Origin of the sequence: Xanthomonas graminis pv. graminis (assembly GCF_030168915.1) — a bacterium.
GTDB lineage: Bacteria > Pseudomonadota > Gammaproteobacteria > Xanthomonadales > Xanthomonadaceae > Xanthomonas_A > Xanthomonas_A translucens.
Window position 1 is genome coordinate 4490605 of the sequence record NZ_CP076255.1, and the last position, 23373, is coordinate 4513977.

General features: G+C 69.9%; 17 protein-coding genes and 1 riboswitch. Of the genes, 6 read left to right on the top strand and 11 right to left on the bottom strand.

Annotated elements, in window-relative coordinates; all coding sequences use genetic code 11:
* Window positions 1–36 precede the first annotated feature (36 nt).
* From KHF85_RS19555 to KHF85_RS19595, 9 genes are all read right to left on the bottom strand, one after another.
* Complete coding sequence (locus KHF85_RS19555; protein WP_284567941.1) at window positions 37–468, bottom strand: GFA family protein; 432 nt, start codon at window positions 466–468, stop codon at window positions 37–39.
* A complete protein-coding gene (gene xth, locus KHF85_RS19560) occupies window positions 465–1250 on the bottom strand; it encodes an exodeoxyribonuclease III (RefSeq protein WP_284567942.1) in 786 nt (261 codons plus the stop codon). Before xth ends, KHF85_RS19555 begins: the two co-directional genes overlap by 4 nt.
* 81 nt (window positions 1251–1331) lie before the next feature.
* Window positions 1332–2042 carry a hypothetical protein gene (locus KHF85_RS19565; protein ID WP_284567943.1) on the bottom strand — a complete coding sequence of 237 codons (711 nt, stop codon included), beginning with the start codon at window positions 2040–2042 and terminating at the stop codon, window positions 1332–1334.
* Between the two features lie 168 nt (window positions 2043–2210).
* Window positions 2211–3089 carry a peptidylprolyl isomerase gene (locus KHF85_RS19570; RefSeq protein WP_284567944.1) on the bottom strand — a complete coding sequence of 293 codons (879 nt, stop codon included), beginning with the start codon at window positions 3087–3089 and terminating at the stop codon, window positions 2211–2213.
* Between the two features lie 93 nt (window positions 3090–3182).
* Window positions 3183–4196 (bottom strand): glycerophosphodiester phosphodiesterase family protein, encoded by a 1014-nt coding sequence (locus KHF85_RS19575; protein WP_284569606.1) that lies wholly within the window; start codon window positions 4194–4196, stop codon window positions 3183–3185.
* Between the two features lie 433 nt (window positions 4197–4629).
* Window positions 4630–6066, bottom strand: a complete 1437-nt coding sequence (locus KHF85_RS19580; RefSeq protein WP_284567945.1) for a coniferyl aldehyde dehydrogenase — start codon at window positions 6064–6066, stop codon at window positions 4630–4632.
* 94 nt (window positions 6067–6160) lie between these two features.
* Window positions 6161–6349: a hypothetical protein gene (locus KHF85_RS19585; RefSeq protein WP_284567946.1), complete on the bottom strand. Its 189-nt coding sequence runs from the start codon at window positions 6347–6349 to the stop codon at window positions 6161–6163.
* Between the two features lie 10 nt (window positions 6350–6359).
* Window positions 6360–8018 carry an MFS transporter gene (locus tag KHF85_RS19590; protein ID WP_284567947.1) on the bottom strand — a complete coding sequence of 553 codons (1659 nt, stop codon included), beginning with the start codon at window positions 8016–8018 and terminating at the stop codon, window positions 6360–6362.
* A 130-nt stretch (window positions 8019–8148) separates the two neighbouring features.
* Window positions 8149–9555 (bottom strand): DcaP family trimeric outer membrane transporter, encoded by a 1407-nt coding sequence (locus KHF85_RS19595; RefSeq protein WP_284567948.1) that lies wholly within the window; start codon window positions 9553–9555, stop codon window positions 8149–8151.
* 216 nt (window positions 9556–9771) lie between these two features.
* Here KHF85_RS19595 and acs point away from each other — a divergent pair, with 216 nt between their 5' ends.
* From acs to KHF85_RS19620, 5 genes are all read left to right on the top strand, one after another.
* Window positions 9772–11715, top strand: coding sequence for an acetate--CoA ligase (gene acs, locus KHF85_RS19600; protein WP_284567949.1), 1944 nt, complete (start codon window positions 9772–9774; stop codon window positions 11713–11715).
* Between the two features lie 136 nt (window positions 11716–11851).
* Window positions 11852–12517, top strand: coding sequence for a response regulator transcription factor (locus KHF85_RS19605; RefSeq protein WP_009573538.1), 666 nt, complete (start codon window positions 11852–11854; stop codon window positions 12515–12517).
* A 96-nt stretch (window positions 12518–12613) separates the two neighbouring features.
* Entirely contained in the window at window positions 12614–14725 is a 2112-nt protein-coding gene (locus KHF85_RS19610; protein WP_284567950.1) for an XVIPCD domain-containing protein, read from the top strand.
* A complete protein-coding gene (locus tag KHF85_RS19615; RefSeq protein WP_284567951.1) occupies window positions 14725–15651 on the top strand; it encodes a hypothetical protein in 927 nt (308 codons plus the stop codon). The genes KHF85_RS19610 and KHF85_RS19615 overlap by 1 nt, the downstream gene beginning before the upstream one ends.
* A gap of 200 nt (window positions 15652–15851) precedes the next feature.
* A riboswitch (yybP-ykoY riboswitch) is annotated at window positions 15852–16011 on the top strand.
* A gap of 16 nt (window positions 16012–16027) precedes the next feature.
* Window positions 16028–16603, top strand: a complete 576-nt coding sequence (locus KHF85_RS19620; RefSeq protein WP_284567952.1) for a manganese efflux pump MntP — start codon at window positions 16028–16030, stop codon at window positions 16601–16603.
* A gap of 161 nt (window positions 16604–16764) precedes the next feature.
* On the opposite strand, the gene KHF85_RS19625 is transcribed toward KHF85_RS19620, so the two are convergent.
* On the bottom strand, window positions 16765–20205 hold the full coding sequence (locus tag KHF85_RS19625; protein WP_284567953.1) for a hybrid sensor histidine kinase/response regulator: 3441 nt from the start codon (window positions 20203–20205) through the stop codon (window positions 16765–16767).
* A gap of 30 nt (window positions 20206–20235) precedes the next feature.
* Complete coding sequence (locus tag KHF85_RS19630) at window positions 20236–20457, bottom strand: hypothetical protein (protein ID WP_284567954.1); 222 nt, start codon at window positions 20455–20457, stop codon at window positions 20236–20238.
* A gap of 438 nt (window positions 20458–20895) precedes the next feature.
* On the opposite strand from KHF85_RS19630, the gene KHF85_RS19635 reads away from it, so the two are divergent.
* Window positions 20896–23322 carry an AAA family ATPase gene (locus KHF85_RS19635; protein WP_284567955.1) on the top strand — a complete coding sequence of 809 codons (2427 nt, stop codon included), beginning with the start codon at window positions 20896–20898 and terminating at the stop codon, window positions 23320–23322.
* The last annotated feature ends 51 nt before the right edge of the window (window positions 23323–23373 follow it).

A 23373-nucleotide genomic window follows, 5' to 3' on the forward strand; every position in this document is an offset into this window, starting at 1 on the left:
GCCCGGTCCGCCGGGCGTTTGCTTTTGCGGCGCCGCTCACGAGGCGGCGCGGTCGGCCGGATGCTGCACGCCGTCGTTGACCGGCACCGCGATGGCCAGCGCATACGGATCCACGCCGTCCAGGCAGCCGACGTTGTAGCCGTATTCGCCAGGATCGGAGCGGCGCTGGTGATGCGTGTAGATCCCGCACACACCGCAGAAATGATGTTGCGCGGTATGTGTGTTGAAGCGGTACAGGCGCAGTGCCTCGGCGCCCTCGCGCACGTGCAGTGCGGCCAATGGCACCGAGGCGACAATCGCGCCGCGGCGGCGGCACAGCGAGCAGTTGCAGCGGCGCGGATCGACGATGCCGTGCGGCAGTTCCAGGTCGATCTGCACCGCGCCGCAGTGGCAGCTGAGCCGGTGCAGCGGCGCGATCGCGGTGTCGCCGACCTTGTCGATGCAGCGGCGCGGATGACGTTCGCTCATGCGCCGGGTCCTTCGACGTCCAGCTCGATCCAGGCCGGCGCATGGTCGCTGGGACGTTCCCAGCCGCGCGGCTCGCGGTCGATGCCGGCCGCGCGCGTGTGCGCCTTCAGCGCGTCGGAGACCAGGGTCAGGTCGATGCGCAGGCCGAGGTCGCGGCGGAAGCCGGCCTGGCGGTAGTCCCACCAGCTGAAGATGCCGCCGTCGGCATGGTGCAGGCGGAAACCGTCGTGCAGCCCCAGCGCCTGCAGCTTGTGCAGCGCGCCGCGCTCGGCGGTGGACGTGAGGATGTGGTTATCGCTCCACACCTGCGGATCGTGCACGTCGCGCGCGTCCGGGGCGATGTTGAAATCGCCCAGCACCACCATGCGCGGGTAGCGCTGCAGTTCGGCGGCGAGCCAGGCGTGCACCGCTTCGAGCCAGCGCAGCTTGTAGGCGTACTTGTCGGTGCCCACGTCCTGGCCGTTGACCACATACAGGTTGACGATGCGCAGCTCGCCGACAGTGGCGGCGATGACCCGCTTCTGCGCGTCGTCCAGCCCGGGCACGCCGATCTGCACGTCGCTCAGCGGCGCGCGCGACAGGATCGCCACGCCGTTGTAGGTCTTCTGCCCGGCGAACACGCTGCGGTAGCCGGCCGCGGCCAGCGCCGCGTCCGGGAACTTGTGGTCTTCCAGCTTGGTTTCCTGGATGCCGACCACGTCCGGCGCGAACGTCTCCAACCACTGTTGCAGGTGCGGCAGGCGCACGTTGAGCGAGTTGACGTTCCATGAGGCGATCTTCAAGGGGAAATCCATAACAGGCGGCCGGCGGGTATTTTGACCGTTGCCCGCCGCGACGGCCAATCCTGCCGCGCCAGCGCCCGCTCAGCGGCGGGCGCAGCACTGCGCGTACAGCGCCGGCGCCAGGGCCAGTGCCTGTTGCCGCTGCGCGGGATCGAGCCGCTCGAGCAACTCCTCGCCGCCGGCCAGCCGCTCCGGCGCCGGGAACGGCTGCTCCGGCGTCTGCCGCGCCGCCAGGCGCCAGGCCGCCGCATAGGCCGGATCGGCGATGGCCAGGGTCGGCGCCTCCAGCAACTGCGCCAGCGCGTCGATCGATGGCCGATCGCCGTGCAACGCCAGCGTTTCCAGATCGGCGACGACGGCTTCGGCTTCGCGCTCGTCAGCCGCCGGCAGCGCAATCCGTTCGCCGGGGCGAAGGCCGGCACTGGCGCGCTCGAGCACGCCGTGCACGCGCTGTTCCAGCAAGGTGCGCTGCGCATCCGCATCGCCCTGCGCGGCAGCGCTGCGCAGGATCGTGTCGATCTGCGCGTACTGCACGCGGCCGATGCCGGCGCAGGCGTCGCGGCGCTGGCGCTCGGCGTCGCGCTGCGCCGCGGCCGCCGCGCTGTCCATCTCGTCGATCCCTGGAGGCAGCACAGCGCTCGGCGGCGGTGCCTGCGCGCGCTCCCGGCACGCGTCGTACTGCATGGCGATGGCGTACATGCGCTGCGCGTCCACGCCCGCGGTCCAGGCCGAAGGCGGCGTGGGCGTTACCGCGACGGCGGCGGGCGGCGTCTGCGGCAGCGCTCGCGTCATCGCGGCTTGCGTGCGCGGCCGCGCGGCGTCAACGCTTGCGGCCGGCGCCTGTGGCCGCAGCAGCGCGATGGCCAGTGCCGCGCACGACAGCGCCGCTGCGGCAACCAGCACATGCCCCCGCGACGTGGCTGTCGACGGACGTGTCCGTGCGAGCGTGTCCATGCCGGCTCAGTGGGCGTTGGCGGCATACGCCGCACGGTCGAAGCTCAGCGGATGGGTCTGGCGCAATTGCTGCAACGCCTGCGCCGCCGCCTGCTCGCGCAATTGCACTTCGATCTGCCCGCGCACCGCATCGAAACGCGCTGCGGTCTTGGCATCCAGGCGGATCAGGTGATAGCCATCGGGGCCGCGCACCGGCGCGGACACCTGGTTCACCGCCAGCTGCTGCACCGGAGCGACGAACGGGTCGGCCAGGTAGCGCCCGAACGCGGCGGAAAGCTGTCCGCCGTCCGCGGCGGTGGCGCCGTCGTCGGACTCGCGCACCGCCAACGTGGCGAAATCGGCGCCCGCATCGAGCTGCCGCTTGAGCGCTTCGGCACGCTGCAGCGCCTGCGCCTCGGACAGGTCGTGGCCGCGGCGCGCATCGGATTGCGGATGCAGCGCCACGAACAGATGGCTGAGGTGGTATTCGTCGTAGTCGCCGGGATGGGCCTGGAACTGCCGTTGCACTTGCGCCTCGTCGATGCGCGCGCGGCTGGCTAGGTCGGCCATGGCCGCTTCGACCAGGATCGTGTCGGCCGTCCGGCGTAGCTGTGCGGCCACCGCCGGATCGCGCTCCAGGTGGTGGTGTTTGGCCTGCTCGAGCAGGATCACGCGATCGGCGAACTGGCGGACCGTGTCGGGCTGGTCGATGCCGCTGGCACTCAACGCGTCGGTGCTGGCCAACGCGCGATATTCGCTGGCGGTGAAGCGTGCGGCGCCGACGCGCAGCACCACCGGATCGGCGCCGGCAGGCTCGGCACTGGCGGCGGCGGACGCGGCAGCGATGTGACAGGCCGCAAGCAGACAGGCGATGGCGGCGCCGCGCCTGGCGATGGAGAGGGACATGTTCGACTCCTGGAAATTGGCATAGCGGACGGCATGGGTGCGCCGTCGTCGGAAACGGTCGGCCCATTCGGGCCGGCCGGCCAAGCGCACTGATTAGTCGTGCTTGCCGCGCGCGCGCAGGTAGGCGATCGCGGCCTTCGGATCGTCGGTGGTGATCAGGTCGAAGGCCTGCTGATTGACGATGTAGTTGAGGTCGCCACGGTTGTCCGCGGTGTCGCGGCCGCCGGAATAGGAGAAGTACAGGTCCGACAGGCGATAGCAGCAGGCGCCGGTGTTGTTGTAGAACTGGCCGCCGCCTGGGCCGTCGGGAATCGCCTGGAACACGCCGAGGCGGGCGCCGTCCTCGCGCACCGCATCGGCATGCTTCTGCAGCAGTCCGTTCAGTTGCTTGACATTGACTTCCATCGGCTTGCGATCGGTGATCCAGGCCAGGATCGAATTGTTCACGTTGACCTTGGTCAGCATGTTGGTGGTGAACACCGGAATGCCGATCATGCCGTCGCCGTCGGCACGGTAGGCGGCGCGCGTCGGATACAGGGTCACGTTGACCTTGGCCGCGACGTAGTTGCCTTCGGTGACGGAGAATGCGGCTGCAGCGGCGCGGTTCACCGCGCGCACCGACGCGGCGTCCTTGATGTCAAACACGATCGGCGTCTTCAGGTTGTGCTGCTTGTAGTAGGCAAACAGATCGTCCACGCGCGGCACGTGGTAGCCGGTGGTGGTGCGACGGTCGGGCGTGAGCAGGGACAGCTTGGCCACCGTGGACCACGGCACCGTGTTCACGGCCGGGTTGGTGCCGGTGTTGTTGGCCGGGTTGTACTTGGTGCCGCCGCGGAACGCGGTCCACGCGTTGGTGGTGCGCCCCAGGTTGTAGTCGTGCAGGACCACCGGCACGCCATCGCTGGTCATCTTGATGTCCAGTTCGACGCCGTCCATGCATTGGTCGTTGGCCGTCTGCAGCGCGCCGCGCGAATTCTCCGGCATGTCGCCGATGCCCGAATACTTGCCCCACAGACCGCGATGCGCCAGCACCACGGCATTGCCGCTGCTGCCCTTGAACATGATGCGGCTCATCTTGGTGTCGGTGTTGTCGCCGCAAGAGGCCATGGCCAGTTGCGGCACGACGGCGAGGGTGGCCAGGGTCGCCAGCACGCGACAGGCGCGGGCCAGCGGATGTTGCGCGAGGTTGGTTTTCATTGTCTCTGTCCCAGTTGGAAAAGTGGCGCAAGGGGTGGACGAGCGCCTGCAGGTCGACACTGCGGCGGACTCGCTTGCTGCGCGCTCCGAGCACGGCAATGGGCCGCGCAGAGGCCGAAGCCGACCGTGATCGGCGGTGGCGTCGGGGCACAATCTAATTACTAACCATGAATTAATTATTGCTGGCGCGCGACGACGGCGCGGCAACCCGCTACGCGTGGCGCTGCCGCCGCTGTCTAAGGAGGTCGGCATCGCGCACGCGTCTGCGCCGCGGGTCGCGCGTCTCGGTGTGCGTCCCGGGTCGAAGCGGCCGAGGACGTCGCAGGCATCCAGGCCTGCGCGATCAGCGCAGCAGCAGATCGATCAACCGCGCGATCTTCGTATACGGCGGCTTGAGCCGATCGCTGGCGGCCCAACGCGACTGCCACAAAATCGGCAGCGCCTTGCTGAAGGCGTCGAAGCCGGCGCGGCCGTGGTAGGCGCCCATGCCGCTGGGGCCGATGCCGCCGAACGGCAGCGCGTTGGCGGCGAAGTGCAGCAGGCTGTCGTTGACGGTGACGCCGCCGGCGACGGTGGCGTGCAGGATCGCCTCCACCTGCGCGCGGTCGTGGCTGAAGGGATACAGCGCCAGCGGCCGGTCGCGGCCGTTGACCATCGCGATGGCCTCGTCCAGCGTGCGATAGCTGCGCAGCGGCAGGATCGGGCCGAAGATCTCCTCCTGCATCAACAGCGCGTCGTCGCCGGGCTGCAGCACCACGGTCGGCACGATCAGGCGTTCGCGTTCGGCGCGCCCGGGCTCGACGCTGGCCAGTTCGATGACTTCCAGCCCGCGCGCACGCGCGTCGTCCAGATAGCCGCGCAGGCGCCGGTACTGGCCTGCGTTGACGATGCGGGTGTAGTCGTCGGCCGCGGCGAAGTCGCCGTAGCGCGCCAGCACCTGCGCGCGCAGCGCCTGCACCAGCGCCGCGCTGCGGCCGGCGTCGATCAGCGCGTAGTCCGGCGCGATGCAGGTCTGCCCGGCGTTGAACCACTTGCCGGTGGCCAGGCGCGCGGCGGCCTGCGCGAGCGGGTAGTCGGCGCAGACGATGGCCGGCGACTTGCCGCCCAGCTCCAGGGTCAGCGGGGTGAGGTTCGGCGCGGCGGCGGCCATCACCTTGCGCCCGACCGCGGTGGAGCCGGTGAACACCAGATGGTCCAGCGGCAGCGCGGCGAAGGCGCCGGCCACCTCGGCCGCGCCCAGCGCCAGCGCTACCCGCTGCGGCGGGAACACCTCGGCCAGCAGCGACTGCAGGAACTGCGCGGTGCGCGGGGTGTGCTCGGACGGTTTCAGGTAGACATGGTTGCCGGCGGCGATCGCGGTGGCCAGCGGAATCAGCGCCAGGTTGACCGGATAGTTCCACGGCGCGATCACCCCGACCACGCCGACCGGCACCGGCCGCACTTCCGCACGCGCCGGCCACAGCCGCCAGCCGGCGCCGACGCGCTGCGGCCGCATCCAGCGCTTGAGGTGGCGCAGCAGGTGATCGATCTCGCCGAGCACGGTCATGCCGTCGGCGAGCAGCGATTCGTGGCGCGAACGATGGCCGAAATCGGCGGCGATGGCGTCGGCCATCTCCGGCAGGCGCCGCTTCAGCGCCGCGCGCAGGCGCAGCAGGTCGTCGCGGCGCTGCGCCTGGTCGGGCTTGGCGGCCTGCCAGGCGGCGCGCAGCCGCTGCAAGGTGACCGGCAATGCGGCGAGCGGCGTGTCGGTGGCGCCGGAAGTGGCGGCGGAAATGACCATGCACGCACTATACGATGGCGGCGTATGGCGCGATGCGTGGCGGTGCCAGCAGGCATGGCCTGCGCAGACCTGTGTGTCGCGGCTGAAGCCGCTCCTACAGGACGCCCTGCAGCGGCGCCACTGCGTCATGCAGCACGATGCCGTCCGGCACGACCAGGCCGTGCGCGTCGAGCCAGCAGGTGTGCAGGCCGCCGGCCCTCAGCCCCTGCGCGCGCGGCGCATGCCGCACACGACGACGCCGGCGCAAGGCCGGCGTCGCGGTGCCGGGAGCATCCCGGCGCAAGGGGCAGCCCTTACTTGGTGATGTCCACGTCCTTGGTCTCGCGCAGGAAAAACAGGCCGATGACGAAGGTCATCAACGCGATGCCGATCGGGTACCACAGGCCGTAGTACATGTTGCCGGTCGCCGCGACCAGGGCGAAGGAGATGGTCGGCAGGAAGCCGCCGAACCAGCCGTTGCCGATGTGGTAAGGCAGCGACATCGAGGTGTAGCGGATCCGGGTCGGGAACAGCTCGACCAGGTAGGCGGCGATCGGGCCGTAGACCATGGTCACGTAGATCACCAGGAACCACAGCAGCAGCAGCGTCATCGGCTTGTTGATGCGCGCCGGATCGGCCTTCTCCGGATAGCCGGCCGCAGTCAGCGCGCCTTTGAGCTGCTTGCCGAACGCATCGGACTTGGCTTTGGCCTCATCCTTGCCCAGCCCGGCGGCCTCGTACGCGGGCACCTGGGTGCCGCCGATGCTGACCTGCGCCAGCGACCCCGCCGCCGCCGGCTTGATCGCGTAAGGCACGCCGGCCTTGGCCAGCGCCGCGGCGGCGACGTCGCAGGAGTTGGTGAACTTGGCCTTGCCGATCGGATCGAACTGGAAGCTGCAGGTCGCCGGATCGGCGACCACCGCGGCCGGCGCGCTCTGCCGGGCTTCCTCGACCGCCGGATTGGCGAAGTGGGTCAGGCCCTTGAAGATCGGGAAATAGGTCAGCGCCGCCAGCAGGCAGCCGGCGAGGATGATCTTCTTGCGCCCGATCTTGTCCGACAGCCAGCCGAAGATCACGAAGAACGGCGTGGCCAGCGCCAGCGCCGCCGCGATCAGCAGGTTGGCGGTGGTGCCGTCGACCTTCAGCGTCTGGGTCAGGAAGAACAGCGAGTAGAACTGGCCGCCGTACCAGACCACGGCCTGGCCGGCGGTGGCGCCGAGCAGCACCAGCAGCATCAGGCGGAAATTGCCGTCCTTGAGGCTATCGCGGAACGGCTGCTTGGAGCCCTTGCCCTCGGACTTCATCTGCTGGAACAGCGGCGATTCGCTCAACTGCATGCGGATCCACACCGACACGCCGAGCAGCACGATCGAAACCATGAACGGAATGCGCCAGCCCCAGTCTTCGAACACCTCGGTGCCCAGGGTCATGCGCGTGCCCAGGATCACCAGCAGCGACAAGAACAGGCCCAGCGTGGCGGTGGTCTGGATGAAGCTGGTGTACAGGCCGCGCTTGCCCGGCGGCGCGTGCTCGGCCACGTAGGTCGCCGCGCCGCCGTATTCGCCGCCCAACGCCAGGCCCTGCACCAGCCGCAGCACGATCAGGATGATCGGCGCGGCCATGCCGATGCTGGCGTAGTTGGGCAGGATGCCGACGATGAAGGTGGACAGGCCCATCAGCACGATGGTGACCAGGAAGGTGTATTTGCGGCCGATGCGATCGCCCAGGCTGCCGAAGAACGCGGCGCCGAACGGGCGCACCGCGAAACCGGCGGCGAAGGCCAGCAGCGCGAAGATGAAGCCGGTGGTCTCGTTGACCCCGCTGAAGAATTGCTTGGCGATGATCGCGGCGAGCGAACCGTACAGATAGAAGTCGTACCACTCGAAGACCGTACCCAGGCTGGAGGCGAAGATCACCTTCTTGTGACCTTGGGTCAGGGGCTTGCCCGACGGGTTGATGGCGGTGCTGGACATAGGAAGCTTCCCCTCCGAAGCGGGTGGTGTGGCGGTGGCGGTGGTGGTGGGGTGACGCGGTCCGTCGCGGGTGCGGGCGAGTCCGCGGCGGCACGGCGCGCCCTCCCAGGGCGCCGCGCCGGCCGTGGCCTCAGAAGCTGTACTTGGTGGTGAACTGCAGGCGGGTGATGTCGCCCTTGGCGCCGCTTTCGATCTCGCGCTTGCCGACCATCAATTCGGCACCGACATCGACCTTGGGCAGCGGCGTGTAGAAGAGGTTGCCGCGCAGGCTCTGCACGTTCTTGGTCACGCCCAGCCCGGTCAGCGCGGTGTCGTTGTCGTAGTCGCTGCGCGCGTAGATCAGATTGGTACGCAGCTTGGGCGAGAACGCATGGCGCCAGCCGATGTAGCCGGCGACCACGCCGACCGTGTCCAGGTCGCGGTCGGCCGCGTCATAGACCGCGTCCTGGGCGATGCCCAGGCCGACGTAGCGGCCGATGCCCTCGCCGCCGCTGAGCTGGTAGAACAGGCTGTCGCTGTCCCCCGCCACCCACTTGCCGCCCAGGGTCAGGCCGCCGGCGGCCTTGCTGGCGTCGGCGCCGGTGGCGCGGTTGTCCACCTTCAGCTGGCCGAGCAGGCCGCCGATGCCGAAGCTGCCCCAGTCGCCCTTCCAGCCGTAACGCACGGTCAGGTCCGGCAGCGCGCCGCGGTCGGAGCTGGCACTGGTGATCGCGCCGCTCGCGCTGCGGTTGTAGACGGTGGTTTCCGGGTTCTCCAGGGCGACGCTGAAGCCGCCGTTGGTGTAACGCAGCTGCGCCTGGCGCACGAAGATCACGCCGTCGGTGGGACCGATGAAGTCGGCCGCTTCCGGCAGCGCCGCCGGGTCCATGAAGTTGGACCAGGTCTGGCCGGCCAGCCAGTGGTTCCAGTACATGTAGGCATGGCGCAGGGTGGCGCCGTAGGTATTGGTGGCGGTCTGGGTACCCAGCGCATTGCCGAAGAAATCCAGTTCCACCAGCGCCCCGGCCTTGTTGCCGGCGTCGCTGACGCTGTCCACGCCGAAGTTGATGCGCGAGAACTTGGCATGCGCGTTGTAGTCGGTGCCGGACTTGCCGCCGCCGACCGGGGTCTGCCCGGGCAGGTACAGCGCGCGCCCGGTGGCGTCGTCGGCGAGCTGGCCGTCGCCGGTGCGGGTGGCCAGGAAATCGGCCTTGATGAAACCGCCGACCTTGAACGTGGTGCCGGGGGCGGCGCCCGGGGTGATCGTGGTCACCTGGATCGGCGCCTTGCCGGCCGGCAGCGCCGCTGGCGCGGCCTGGCTCGACTTCACCGCGGCGACCTCGCTCTGCGCCTGCGCGATCTGGCCCTGCTGCTGTTGCTGCGAGGACAGCAGCTGCTGCACCTGCCGCTCCAGCTCGGCCACGCGGGCTTCCAGCGCCTGCTCGCGCGCCGATGGCGTCTTGCCGCTCTGGGCGAAGGCCGCGCCGGGCGCGATCAGCGCGACGACCAGCGCGGCCGCCAACGGGCGCCGTGCCAAGGATGCGATGCGGTGGCTCATTACTCCCTCCCGAATAATGGATGTCCGCCGCGCGCAGGCACGGCTGGGTGCACAGTGCGCGCCGCGGCCGGTCGCGCCTATTGGCCATTAGTCGAACGGGGCGGGGTTTACGACCATCGTCTAAAGCCCGGCGCGTGCGCGCTTAACAGTGGAATGCGGCAAACTGCGCGATGACGCGCCGCCGCATGCGGCGCCCCGTTCATTGCAGAGGGCACCATGGCCGATATCTACCCCGTCGATCCGCAGTTCGCCGCCCAGGCACGGATCGACAAGACCCAGTACCAGACCCTGTACCGGCAATCGGTGGAACAGCCGGAGGCATTCTGGGGCCAGGCCGCCGAGCGCCTGGACTGGTTCAAGAAGCCGACCCGGATCAAGGACGTGAACTTCGCCCTGGACGATTTCCATATCCGCTGGTTCGACGACGGCGAGCTCAACGCCAGCGTCAACTGCCTGGACCGGCAGCTGGCCACGCGCGGCGACAAGACCGCGCTGCTGTTCGAGCCGGACAGCCCGGACACGCCGTCCTACAACGTCAGCTACCGCGAACTGTACGAACGCGTGTGCCGGCTCGGCAACGCGCTGCGCGCGCTCGGAGTGAAGAAGGGCGACCGCGTCACGATCTACCTGCCGATGATTCCCGACGCGGCGGTGGCGATGCTGGCCTGCGCGCGCATCGGCGCGATCCACTCGGTGGTGTTCGGCGGCTTTGCGCCCAACTCGATCGCCGACCGGGTGATCGACTGCAGCAGCAAGCTGATCATCACCGCCGACGAAGGCCTGCGCGGCGGCAAGAAGATCCCGCTCAAGGGCAACGTCGATGCGGCGCTGAAGCTGCCCGGCACCACCAGCGTGGAAACAGTGCTGGTGGTGCGCCACACCGGCGGCGCGGTGGACATGCAGGCGCCGCGCGACCGCTGGTTCCACGACGTGGTCGACAGCCAGCCGGCCACATGCGAACCCGAGCGCATGAACGCCGAGGATCCGCTGTTCATCCTCTACACCTCCGGCTCCACCGGCAAGCCCAAGGGCGTGCTGCACACCACCGCCGGCTACCTGCTGTACGCGGCCTACACCCACGAGACCGTGTTCGACCTGCGCGAGGACGACATCTACTGGTGCACCGCCGACGTCGGCTGGGTCACCGGCCACAGCTACATCGTCTACGGGCCGCTGGCCAACGGCGCCACCGCGCTGATGTTCGAAGGCGTGCCCCACTACCCGAACGTGTCGCGCTTCTGGGAGGTCATCGACAAGCACCAGGTCACGATCTTCTACACCGCGCCGACCGCGATCCGCGCGCTGATGCGCGAGGGCGAGGCGCCGGTCAAGCGCACCTCGCGCACGTCGCTGCGCCTGCTCGGCAGCGTCGGCGAGCCGATCAATCCCGAAGCCTGGCGCTGGTACTTCGATGTGGTCGGCGACGGCCGCTGCCCGATCGTGGACACCTGGTGGCAGACCGAGACCGGCGGCATCCTGATCACCCCGCTGGCCGGCGCGATCGACCTCAAGCCCGGCTCGGCGACGCTGCCGTTCTTCGGCGTGCAGCCGGCCCTGGTCAACGCCGACGGCGAAGTCCTGGAAGGCGCCACCGAAGGCAACCTGGTGCTGCGCGACTCATGGCCGGGGCAGATGCGCACCGTCTACGGCGACCACCAACGCTTCATCGACACCTACTTCCGCACCTATCCGGGCAGCTACTTCACCGGCGACGGCTGCCGCCGCGACGCCGACGGCTACTACTGGATCACCGGCCGCGTGGACGACGTCATCAACGTCTCCGGCCACCGCATCGGCACTGCCGAGGTGGAGAGCGCGCTGGTCTCGCACCCGAAGGTGGCCGAGGCCGCGGTGGTCGGCTTCCCGCACGACATCAAGGGCCAGGGCATCTACGCCTACGTGACCCTGATCGCCGAGGAGACCCCGAGCGAGGAACTGCACAAGGAACTGGTGGCCTGGGTGCGCAAGGAGATCGGCCCGATCGCCGCGCCCGACCACCTGCAGTGGGCGCCGGGCCTGCCCAAGACCCGCTCGGGCAAGATCATGCGCCGCATCCTGCGCAAGATCGCCGAGAACGCCCCCGACCAGCTCGGCGATACCTCGACCCTGGCCGATCCGTCGGTGGTGGATTCGCTGGTGAACGAGCGACTGACGCGCTGACGCGCGTCGGGAATGGGGAATCGGGAATGGTGAAAAGCGATTCCCGGTCGCCTCCACACCCCCAGCGCCAGGAAATCTGCTGTTGCTTTTGCTGTTGCGATTCCCCACTCCCGACTCCCCATTCCCGGCCTCACCCATGCCCACCCTGCTGATCGCCGACGACCACCCCCTGTTCCGCGAGGCGCTGCGCGGAGCGGTGCAGCGGGTGATGCCGGGGGTGCAGCTGTACGAGGCCGACAGCGTCGAGGCGCTGTATGCGCTGGCCGACCATCACGCCGATGCCGACCTGTTACTGATGGATCTCAACATGCCAGGCGCGCAGGGTTTCAGCGCACTGGTGCACATGCGCGCGCTGCATCCGCAGCTGCCGGTGGTGGTGGTGTCCGCGCGCGAGGAACCGACGGTAATGCGCCGCGCGCTGGACCACGGCGCGTTCGGCTTCATTCCCAAGTCGGCCGACTCGGACACCATCGGCCTGGCCCTGAGCACGGTGCTGGATGGCGAGCGCTGGGCGCCGCCGGAAGCGCATAACGTGCCGCCCACCGACCGCGCCGAACGCGAGGTCGGGCAGCGCTTGCGCGAACTGACCCCGCAGCAGTTCCGCGTGCTGCAGATGCTCGGCGCCGGCCGCCTCAACAAGCAGATCGCCTACGACCTGGGCGTGTCCGAAGCCACCATCAAGGCCCACGTCACCGCGATCCTGCGCAAGCTCGGCGTCACCAACCGCACCCAGGCGGTGCTGATGGCCGGCAAACTGGCCATCGACAGCGACGCCATCGTGCTGCCGCTGGAAGAGGACTGAGCCAGTCGCCAGGTTAGGACTTGCCATACCGGCGCAGGCGCGCTAAAACCCCGGCCTCAGGGGAGCATGCGCAGTACAGACGCCAGGAGGCCCCACATGACCAGCACCACCGAGATCGCCGCGCTGCTGGCCGCCACCGATGCGCAGGGCCGGGTCGATCCGCTGGCCTACGAGGCGCAACGGCTGATCCTGCAGCACCAGGGCCTGGGCAGCGTGGATGCCGCCGCGCTGGTCCGCGCGCTGCCGGCCTCGCCGGGATTCGCCGCGTTCGACCGTCGCGCGTTCTTTTCCGCCATCGACCGGCGCCTGGACACGCCGCAGGAACGGCAGCGCTTCGCAGAGGCGCTGGACCAGGCCAACCTCAGCGACGGCTGGCTCGAACGGCTGGGCGAGCAGGCCGCCCAGGCCGGCGGGCAGGTCTACGACGCTGCGCGCAACGCGGTGCGCGGGGCCAACAGCCAGGTCAGCGACGGCCTGGCCGCCGCACAGCGCAGCACCCGCGACACCGCCGCCGATCCCGACGCCTCGCCTGCGCTGCGCGCCGCGGCGAAGGCCAGCAACAACGTGATCGGCGAGGCGCAGCAAGGCTACGGTTTCGTCACCGGCGGCGCCGCGCACGCCCTGACCACGCTCGGCGAGACCGTCGATCTGGCGCGCATGGGCACGCGCCTGGCCACCGACCCGCACTACCGCGACGTGGTGGTCGGCATGGCCCGCATCTATGCGGCCGAGGTGGCCGCCGACCCGCACAAGCCGATCGACCAGGCCCGCAGCGCCGCCACGCAGGCGTGGCAGCACTGGGAACAGGGATTGGCGCAGGCGCAGCGCGATGGGCGCGAGCGCCAGTACATCGGCAGCGCCGAAGGTGCGGTCGGAGTGGAGATCCTGGCCACCCTGGTGCCGGCGAGCAAGGTGAGCAAGCTCGGCAAGGCCGCGCAGCTCATGGAAGACATCGCCCCGCGCGCCGCCGCCGAGGCCGGCGCAGGCCTGGCCGAGGCCGCCCGCGCCGAACGCGCTGGCACGCGCGCGCACGACGGCGCCGGGCATGCACCCGAGCGCCACGCGGGCTTGCCCGGCCGCGCCGGCGCCTACGCCGAAGCGCTGGAAGAAGCCGGCCAGGCCGCCCGGCGTGGCGGTGAGGCCGGCGAAGGCGCACGGCAACTGCTGCGCGGGCTGGTCGGCCAGGCCCGCCAGGACGGCCACCTCGACGACCTGGTCCGCGCCGCGCGCGCCACCGACAATGTCGAAGGCCTGCTGCGCAGCGGCGAACTGGCGCCGCGCGAACTCACCGCCATCCTCAAGCGCAGCCCGGATGTCTTCGACGGGCGGATCGACTTCCCGACGGCGCTGGGCCACAGCACCCAGGGCGTGGACCTGACCCGGCTCACCACGCGCCAGCTCGGCGACATCGGCGAAGCCATCCAGACCCACCACCTGGTCGAGCAGGGCTACAGCGACATCGTCGCGATCAAGAACCGCTCCGGCCACGGCATCGACCTGGTCGGCCGCAACCCCGACGGCGATCTGGAGTTCTTCGAGATCAAGACCTCGGCCAAGGGGATGGCGCCGGCGCAGCGGGGGGATCCGGAACAATTCGTGGCCAAGCGGATCGAGCTGGCGATCCGTGCGGAAAAGCACTGGGATCCGAAGAACACGATTCCTGGATTGAATGACATACCAGATGGAATAAGAAGAGAAATTGGCCCAGAGGCCGGGAACATCAACGCCACGTGGGTGCAACTCAACCTGAGTCGCACACCGGACTCCCCTCGCCTGCAAATCGAACGCACGGTGGAACCCTGGGTCAAACCGGCACCGAAGCAGACCATGCTGACGCCAGATGAGGCCGGCCACCCAGACCATGCCGCGTTCGATACTATCCTGCGCAAAGTGCAGGGCGACGGCCGCTGGAACGAAGAGCAAAGCCGTAACATTGCTGCCCACCTTCTTTACGAGCACAAGGCCGATCCGTTGTGCAAGTCCCTGGATTCCGTGCGTATCGGGGGCAGCGCGGAAGCGCCGCTGGTATTCGCGGTCAGTTCTCCGCACGGCGCCGACAAAGCTCCGCATTTCCACGTCCGCGTGGATGCCGAGCAGGCGGCACAGCGCCCGGCAGCCGAGAGCTTTTCGCAGGTACAGCAGCAGCAGGCACTCGCCCAGCAAACCGAGCAACCTGACCTAACCCCACGCAGCGCGAGGATGAGTTGATGGCAACCGGCAAGCGGGTCCAACACCTGCCGGCGTGGCATCCCTCGTTGAAGAAGCTATTCAAGTCCTGCGACAAATGGATCGAATGGGCGTTCACCACGGATCGCAGGCCCGCCAAGTATCTGGAACGCATCGAAGCGTGCCTCGCGCAATCCGGCGCCTTGAAAGGCGAAGTCTGGCTGGACTTGGGCCAGGCCGGCCACGCTTACGCCATGCAAGCCTGCGCCCTAAGCGGCCAGGGCCGCCTGGACGAACTGGCGCAGCCATTGCGCTGGGCGGTGGCGATGCGCTCGATCGCCTTCCGCTTCGAAGCCGCGGTGACCCTGGCCTGGACCACCGAGCGGCAACCGCTGCTGCCGTTCTGGACCAGCATGAAGGCGGCAGGTACCGCAATGCTCTCGCAGTGGGACGCCACCGAGGCCGGCGCCCGCTTCCTGATCCAGGTCGCGCACAAGGACCAGGCCCTGAAACCCGACGAGTGGCGTGGCGAGGGTTGGGGGAAAGGCACCAACGACGCTTTCCTCATTTACCTGTTCGCACAGGCCTTCGGCATCCCCACCCATTACCGGCCCGTGCATCCGCTGATCCCCGAATACCAGGCCGTACTCGACCAGTGGCAAAGCACCGACGCAGCGGCGTTCCGGGCCGCCATGCTGGATGCGGCAGACTGGCACATCGCCCGCAGCAAAGGCAGTACCGAGCGCAATACCTATGAATTCGATGAGAGCTTCAATGGCGTATATCCCGCCGAATTGCTCGCCGTGCAGGCTTTGCGCATGCGCGACGGCCTGCCCCACTTCGATACTGGCCACCTGCTGATCGACACGCCCTGGACCATCCTGCGCAACCTGCCCGAGTGTCCGCCGCATCCGCTCGCCGTGGCGGTGGAAGAGCGCGTACGCCGCGACTATCCGGATTACCGCTGAGCGGCGGCAACGCGGGCGGCCTCCAAATTCTGCGGCGTGACCATCCGCACGCGCAGACACGCTGAGCCATGCACCGATTGCGCTACGCGTGCATTGGCTGCGCGCATGTCGATATAGCGCGTGCTAAGAAAATCAGCTGCAGGTTCGCGTGCGTTCGAAGCGTATTCGCCGGCATTTGCCGCTGTTAGACTGCGCGTCCCTTGGGGAGTAGCCTGCTGTCCAGCAGCACCGGACAGCGCCCGCATCAACATACTCGGCCGTTGCGCCGTGGTGCGGGCAGCCATCTCGGTTGGCGAGACCAGCGGCGAGCTCGCGTGGCGAAAGCCGGGCGCGCGCACTCGTCGTTCGTCTCCTGCCCCGGCGCGGTCCTCCCCCCATGTCGTTTCTTTCCATTCTGTTGCTCGGCATCGCCATGTCCACCGACGCCTTCGCCGCGGCGGTCGGCAAGGGCGCGGCCATGCGCAAGCCGCTGTGGCGCGACGCGCTTCGCGCCGGCCTGATCTTCGGCTGCATCGAGGCGCTGACCCCCGTGCTGGGCTGGGTGCTCGGCCAGGCCGCTTCCAAGTACGTGGTCGCGTTCGACCACTGGATCGCGTTCGGTCTGCTCGGCGCGCTCGGCGTGCACATGATCGTCGCCGGGCTCAAGCCCGATGCGCCCGAGGACGCCGCCGAAGCGCCCAAGCGCCACGGCTTCTGGAACCTGGCCGCGACCGGCTTTGCCACCAGCATCGACGCGATGGCGGTCGGCGTCGGCCTGGCCTTCCTCGACGTGAACATCGCCGAGGTCGCGGTGGTCATCGGCCTGTGCACGCTGACCATGGTGACCCTGGGCATCATGCTCGGCCGCGTGCTCGGCACCCTGGCCGGCAAGCGCGCCGAGATCGGCGGCGGCGTGCTGCTGATCGCAATCGGCAGCACCATCCTGTTCGAGCACCTGCACGGCGCGGGCTGATCCGCGCACGCCCCGCCGCTGCCGGCTCAGCCCTGCGGCGGCGGCTTGGCGGTGAATTCCAGGCAGGTGGAGAAGAGGCACTTGTCGCCGCTGCGCGGCGGCAGCGCGGCATGCAGGTACATTGCCGATACGCCACTGCCTGCACAGGGGCCTGCAGCGCGCTAATCGCCCTTGATCGGATCGTGGTACGCGGTGAGGAAGGCGCGCAGCGAGGCCGGCTTGACCGGCTTGGTCAGCAGCCGGTAACCGCGTTCGCGCGCCAGCAGTTTCAGTTCGTCGCGCCCATCGGCGGTGAGCAGGGCGCCGGCGACCGGGCCGACCATCGCCTCGCGCAGCGCGTCCAGCGTATCCAGTCCGTCCAGGCGGTCGTGCAGGTGGTAGTCGACCAGCATCACATTGGGCGCGCGCGCCGCCAGCGGCAGCGCCTCGTCCACGGTGCTGGCGCAGATCACCTCCACCTGCCAGCGCCCGAGCAGCGCGCGCATGCCGTCGAGGATTTCCTGGTCGTTGTCCACGCACAGCACGCGCAACCCGGCCAGCGAATCGCTGGCGGCAGCGCTGCGCTGCTGGCGCTGCTGCTTCTGCGGCACCGGCGCCACCCGCGGTACGGCGATGGCGAACATGCTGCCGTGGCCGACCGCGCTGCGCGCATCCAGGTCGTGGCCGAGCAGGCGCGAGATCCGCTGGCAGATCGACAGGCCCAGGCCCAGCCCCTGCTCGCCCCAGTCGAACGGCTGCTGGTAGCGCTGGAACTCCTCGAAGATCTGCTGCATGTGGTGCTTGGGGATGCCCGGGCCGGTGTCCCACACCTGCAGCTCCAGCGCCGCGCCACGGCCGCGCATGCCCAGTACGATGCGGCCCTGGCGGGTGTAGCGCAGCGCATTGGCGAGGAAGTTCTGCAACACGCGGCGCAGCAGGCGGCGGTCGCTGCGCACCCAGATCGGCCGCGCGTACACCTGCATGCGCAGGCCGCGGCCGGCGGCGACCGGGGTGTACTGCGCGGCCAGTTCGCGCAGCAGCACGCTGGCATCGAAGTCCTCGATGGTCGGGAGCATGCCGCCGGCGTCCAGCCGCGACACGTCGAGCAGGCCGTCGAGCAGCTCCTCGGCCGCGCGCAGCGAGGCGTCCACGCGTTCGGCCAGATGCCGCTGCTCCTCGTTCTGGTGCGCTTCGCGCAGCGCGGAGGCGAACAGCCGTGCCGCGTTGAGCGGCTGCAGCACGTCGTGGCTGATCGCGGCCAGGAAGCGGGTCTTGGACTGCTGCGCCAGTTCGGCCTCGCGCGAGCGCTCGGCCACGCGTTGCTCCAGCGTCTCGTTGGCTTCCAGCAGCGCCTGCTCGGCGCGCTTGTAGTCGGTGATGTCGTTGTAGCTGGTCACGTAGCCGCCGCCGGGCAGCGGCTGGCCGCGCATCTCGATCACCTTGCCGTCGCTGCGGGTGCGCTCGAACACATGCGAGGTGCCGGCGCGCAGATGCGCGATGCGGCGGCCGATCTGGTCTTCGATGCGGCCCTCGCCCAGTTCGCCGCGCTCGGCGTTGTAGCGGATCAGGTCGGCGACCGGGCGGCCGACGTAGAGCATGCCGTCGGGATAGCCGAACATCTGCTGGTAGCGCCGGTTCCACGCGGTCAGGCGCATCGCCGGATCGACCACGCTGACCCCGGCGCTGATGTTCTCCAGCGTGGTGGACAGGATCTCGCGGTTGAAGCGCAGCTCCTGCCCAGCTTCGTCGAGCACCGCCACCACTTCGCCCAGGTCCATGCCCGAGCCGCGCAGCAGGCTGGTCAGCACCAGCCGCGCCGAGGCCGCGCCGATCGAGGCGGCGAGCAGGCGTTCGGTGAACTGCACCCAGACCCGGTCCGCCACCGCGCTGGGCTGCGGCTCGCGGCCGAGCAGTTGCGCCTGTTCGGCGAAGGCGCGGCGCGCGTGGCGCTCGCCGACCATGCGTTCGGCCAGGGCCTGCAAGTCGATCACGTGCACGTGCCCGAGCCAGTCGCCGGCCACCGCCGGCCGCTGCGAATACGGCTCCAGGAATGGCGCCGCGCGCAGCCGCTCGTCCAGGCCCGGGCGCCAGCGCGCCGACACCAGCATCATCGTGCCGACATTGACCAGCAGCGACCAGAACGTACCGTGCGCCAGCGGGTCCCAGCCGCTCATCCCGAACAGCTGCTGCGGTTGCAGCCAGGAGACGCCGAACGGTCCTTCGTGCAGCCAGTCCGGCGCCAGCCAGCCGGCCTGGGTCAGCGCTGGCAACAGCAAGGTGTAGATCCAGGTGCCGAAGCCCAGCGCCATGCCGGTCTCCACGCCCTTGCGGCTGGCGCCGCGCCAGTACAGCCCGCCGATCACGCCCGGCGCGAACTGCGCCACCGCCGCGAAGGCCATCAGCCCGTACGAGGCCAACGAGCTGTCGTTGCTGCTGCTGCGGTAATAGCCGTAGGCGATCAGCGCCAGCAGCAGGATCGCCAGGCGGCGGATCCACAACACCCGCGAGGCGACGTCGGCGCCGGCCGCCTGGTGCCCGCGCCGGCGCAGCAGCACCGGCATCACCAGGTCGTTGCTGATCATCGTCGCCAGCGCGATGCTGGAGACGATGACCATGCCGGTGGCGGCGGAGAACCCGCCCACGTAGGCGACCAGCGCCAGCGCGGTGCGGCCCTCGGCCAGCGGCAACGCCAGCACGATGCTGTCGTGGGCCACCTCGCCGGACTGGCCGAACAGGGCGATGCCGGCCGCGGCGATCGGCGCCACCATCGCCGAGATCACCACCAGGTACAGCCCGAACAGCCAGCGCGCCTTGCGGATGTCGCCGATGTCGCTGCATTCCACCACCGCCACGTGGAACTGCCGCGGCAGGCACACGATGGCCAGGAAGCTGAGCAGGGTCTGCGAGATGAAGCCGACCGGCGGGGTGTTCTGGAACAAGGTGCGCGCCGACTGCAGCACCTGGCCGTCGCGCCCGCTCAGCCACACGTAGGCGAACACGCCCACCGCGACCATCGCCAGCAGCTTGACCACCGATTCCAGCGCGATCGCCAGCATCATGCCGTGGTGATGCTCGGTGGCGTCCACCTGGCGGGTGCCGAACAGGGTCGCGAACAGCGCCATCAGCAGCGCCACGTACAGCGCCGGATCGGCGTAGAACGGCGCGCCGGCGCTGGACTGGCCGCTGAGCACCTGCAGGCTCATCGCCACCGCCTTGTACTGCAGCGCCAGGTACGGCACCACGCCGACCAGCGCGATCACCGCCACCAGCGCCGCCAGGCGCCGCGAACGGCCGTAGCGCGAGGAGATGAAATCGGCGATGGACACCGTGTTCTCGCTGCGCGCGATCAGCGCCAGGCGCTCGATGATGCGCCAGCCGAACAGCAGGAGCAGCAACGGCCCCAGGTAGATCGGCAGGTAGCCGGCGCCATTGCGCACCGCGCTGCCGACCGCGCCGTAGAACGTCCACGACGAGCAGTACACCGCCAGCGCCAGGCTGTACACCGCCGGGCGCAGCCACGGCCGCTCCGGGTACAGCGGCCGCCGATCGCCCCACCACGCCACCGTGAACAGCAGCGCCGCGTAGCCGACCGACACCAACAGCAGGATCCAGCTGGAAACCAAGAGCGACGTCCCCGGTGCGTTCGCTGCAGTCTAGCGCGCCGCCCACAGCAAGGCGCCGCGCCGCAACAGGCCGAAGCAGCCCCACGTCGCCAGCGTCTTCGTCAGCGCCCGCCACGGTGCGGCCGGGTCCATGCGCACGCCCAGGCGGGTCCACGCCGGCAGGAGCGTCGCTGGCTGGTACAGGCGCACGCACAGCAGCGCCAGTGGCAGCGTCGCCGCAGTGCGCCGATCGACCCGATCGGCCAGCGGCATTCGCGCCACCAACCGCACCCGCGCGACAAGGCAGTGCCGGCAGACCGATCGCAGGCGCGCGGCGTGGAGGCGCAGCGGATCGTCCTGCACAGGCCGGCAGGCAGCGCCCCCGCGAGCGGGCTGCGGGATGCGGCGAATGGCCACCTCCGTTCTGCCGCTGGATGCGGGTGCGGCGCTGGATCGCATGGCGTGGCGCATAGCGGGACGGGCCGATTGCGCCGCTCGAACGCTGGATCCCTCATCCGCTGCAGGCGCGCGCAAGGCGCGGTGCTGCGCGACGGCAGCGACCCGTCGCAATGGATGCGCGCGTTCGCTGCGGCAGCCGGCACGCAGCCCGCGTCAGCGCCCGGTTCGTCCGCAACGTGGCGCAAGCGGCGCAGCGCATGGCAGGCGACGCGCTAAGATTCGCGCAATGAACGTCCCCGCCCGCCCACGTTGATGTCTTCCGTCCCAGCCGAGTCGCGGGCGAGCTATCTGGAACAGCAACGGCTGCGGCTGCAGACGCAGTTGCAGCAGGCGCAGGCGCGGCAGGCCGCCGCCGAGGCCGAGGTGGAGCGGCATCTGCCGGCGGTGGAACAGGCCGTGGCCACCATCCACCGCGACTTCGTCGCCCAGGCCGCGCAGGCCGCGCGCGCGGTGCTGCGCCGCGAACGCCGCCGCGCGTGGTGGCCGGCGCTGTTGCTGCGCCCGCTGCTGCCGGACTGGCGCTGGCGGCTGGCGCTGCTGGCCTTCCTGCTGCTGGCGCTGCCGTGGATGAGCGCGCACTGGCTCGGCGACGCGCGCGATTATGTGGACTGGTGGCGGCAGTTCGGCGTGCAGCGCGATACGCTGCAGCTGCTGCAGCGCGCGCTGCCGTCGCTGCTGGTGTATGCGCTGATGGTGATCGGCGGCGCGCAACTGCTGGCCCGGCACGTCAGCCAGGACGAACGCGCGCTGCTGCGCGGTTTCGCGCAACGGCCGCTGGCGTTGCTGCAATTGGCCAGCGACAGCCGCCACGACGCCACCTATCCGTACCGCGTCACCCGTGCGCCGTGGCCGCTGCGCGAGCTGCAGGGCCGCTGGCAGATCGCCGCGGCGCACGGCGACCTGTTCGGCGCGCGCATGCTGGCGCTGCACGACGGCGCCGAACCGGAGCCGCAGGTGCAGGCGCTGCTGGTGCTGCCCGACGCGACCCACCCCGCCGCGCTGATCCCGATCGCCGACGCGCTGGACGCCGAGGCGCAGGCGCAGTTGCACGACCTGGCGCTGGCCGTGGCGACGAGCGCGGCAGCCGGGTCGCAACCGATCGCCGAGCTGCACCGGCACGTAGACGTCTGGATGGAAGCGCGCAGCCAGCAGCGCATGCTGCTGCAGCGGCTGCAGAGCATGGACGCGATCCACCGCCACTGGGCCGACGTGGCGCTGCCCGACAGCACACTGGACCAGATCCTGAAGCTGGTGGACCTGTTCGTGTCCGGACGCACGCCGGCGCCGAAGGGCATGCTGCTGCACGGCCCGCCAGGCACCGGCAAGACCCTGATCGCGCGCAAGCTGGCGCGCCATGCCGGCTGCCATTTCGAAGCGCTGGGCGTGGCCGACCTGAAGGCCGCGCACGTCGGCCACACCGGCCCCAAGGTGCAGGCGATCTGGCAGCGCTGCCGCGCCAAGGCGCCGGCGATCCTGTTCATCGACGAATGCGAAAGCGTGTTCGCGCGCCGCGGCGGCGTGGACAGCGACAGCTTCGGCGCCGAGCTGGTGCAGACCTTCCTCGCCGAATGGGACGGCTTCCACGAAGCGCGCGGCCAGGTGCTGGTGATCGGCGCGACCAACCGCCCGGAACTGCTCGACGATGCGGTGATGTCGCGCTTCACCGCCAGCATCGGCATCGGCCTGCCCGACGCCGCCGCGCGTGCCCGCATCCTCGGCGGCGAACTGGAACGCGCCGGCTTCGCGCTGGCGCTGGACCCGCGCGTGGTCGCCGACAGCAGCGGCCTGTCCGGCCGCGACCTGCACACCCTGGTGGCGCGGGTCGCCGCCGAGTGCATGGACGGCGAACTCGACGGCCAGGTGCTGCTGGCGCAATTGCGCTTGCTGCGCGGCAAGGGCTCCACCCGGGTGACGCCGCTGGACTGGAACGACATCGTGCTGCCGGCGCCGGTGATCGAGGAATTCGTCGGCCTGGGCAAGGAGCTGCGCAATGCCGAGACGCTGGCCACGCTGGGCGTGCCGGTGCCGCGCGGGATCCTGATGTACGGCCCGCCCGGCACCGGCAAGACCCAGCTGGCGCGGATCCTGGCCAGCCAGTCGGGCCTGGCCTTCATCGCCCTGACCGGCGCAGACCTCAAGGCGGCCTACCTGGGCCAGTCCGGCCAGCGCGTGCAGGCTGCGTTCGAACGCGCCCGCGCGCAGGCGCCGTGCATCGTGTTCGTCGACGAGATCGACATCGTTGCCCCGGCGCGCGGGGTCGATGGCGACGATGCGCTGACCCGCGAGATCGTCGGCCAGCTGCTGCAGGAACTGGACGGCGTCGCCAGCCAGGCCGGGCAGATCTTCCTGCTGGCCGCCAGCAACCATGCCGCGGCGATCGACCCGGCGCTGCTGTCGCGGCTGGACCGGCAGATCGAGATCGGCCTGCCCGACCGCGCCGCACGCAGCGCGATCGTCGCGTGCCTGCTGCATGGCAAGCCGCTGGCATTCGACGCCGCGGAAGCCGCCGACTGGCTGGCCGATCGCAGCGCAGGCCGCTCCGGCCGCGACCTGCAGACCTGGATCAGCCGCGCCATGCGCCGCGCCGCGCGCCGCGCGCTGCTGGAAAGCGACGATGCGGCGCAGACCCGGCTGCACTGGGACGACCTCGTTGAAACCGCGGAAGCATGGCGCGCGTAAGCGTGCGTCCTGTCGCGGCTGAAGCCGCTCCTACAGTGCACCCAGTTGCAC

Coding starts and splice junctions, on each gene's coding strand:
- KHF85_RS19555 (WP_284567941.1), bottom strand. CDS start 468: ATGAGCGAACGTCATCCGCGCCGCTGCATCGACAAGGTCGGCGACACC.
- KHF85_RS19565 (WP_284567943.1), bottom strand. CDS start 2,042: ATGACGCGAGCGCTGCCGCAGACGCCGCCCGCCGCCGTCGCGGTAACG.
- KHF85_RS19570 (WP_284567944.1), bottom strand. CDS start 3,089: ATGTCCCTCTCCATCGCCAGGCGCGGCGCCGCCATCGCCTGTCTGCTT.
- KHF85_RS19575 (WP_284569606.1), bottom strand. CDS start 4,196: ATGGCCTCTTGCGGCGACAACACCGACACCAAGATGAGCCGCATCATG.
- KHF85_RS19580 (WP_284567945.1), bottom strand. CDS start 6,066: ATGGTCATTTCCGCCGCCACTTCCGGCGCCACCGACACGCCGCTCGCC.
- KHF85_RS19590 (WP_284567947.1), bottom strand. CDS start 8,018: ATGTCCAGCACCGCCATCAACCCGTCGGGCAAGCCCCTGACCCAAGGT.
- KHF85_RS19595 (WP_284567948.1), bottom strand. CDS start 9,555: ATGAGCCACCGCATCGCATCCTTGGCACGGCGCCCGTTGGCGGCCGCG.
- acs (WP_284567949.1), top strand. CDS start 9,772: ATGGCCGATATCTACCCCGTCGATCCGCAGTTCGCCGCCCAGGCACGG.
- KHF85_RS19605 (WP_009573538.1), top strand. CDS start 11,852: ATGCCCACCCTGCTGATCGCCGACGACCACCCCCTGTTCCGCGAGGCG.
- KHF85_RS19610 (WP_284567950.1), top strand. CDS start 12,614: ATGACCAGCACCACCGAGATCGCCGCGCTGCTGGCCGCCACCGATGCG.
- KHF85_RS19615 (WP_284567951.1), top strand. CDS start 14,725: ATGGCAACCGGCAAGCGGGTCCAACACCTGCCGGCGTGGCATCCCTCG.
- KHF85_RS19620 (WP_284567952.1), top strand. CDS start 16,028: ATGTCGTTTCTTTCCATTCTGTTGCTCGGCATCGCCATGTCCACCGAC.
- KHF85_RS19630 (WP_284567954.1), bottom strand. CDS start 20,457: ATGCCGCTGGCCGATCGGGTCGATCGGCGCACTGCGGCGACGCTGCCA.
- KHF85_RS19635 (WP_284567955.1), top strand. CDS start 20,896: ATGTCTTCCGTCCCAGCCGAGTCGCGGGCGAGCTATCTGGAACAGCAA.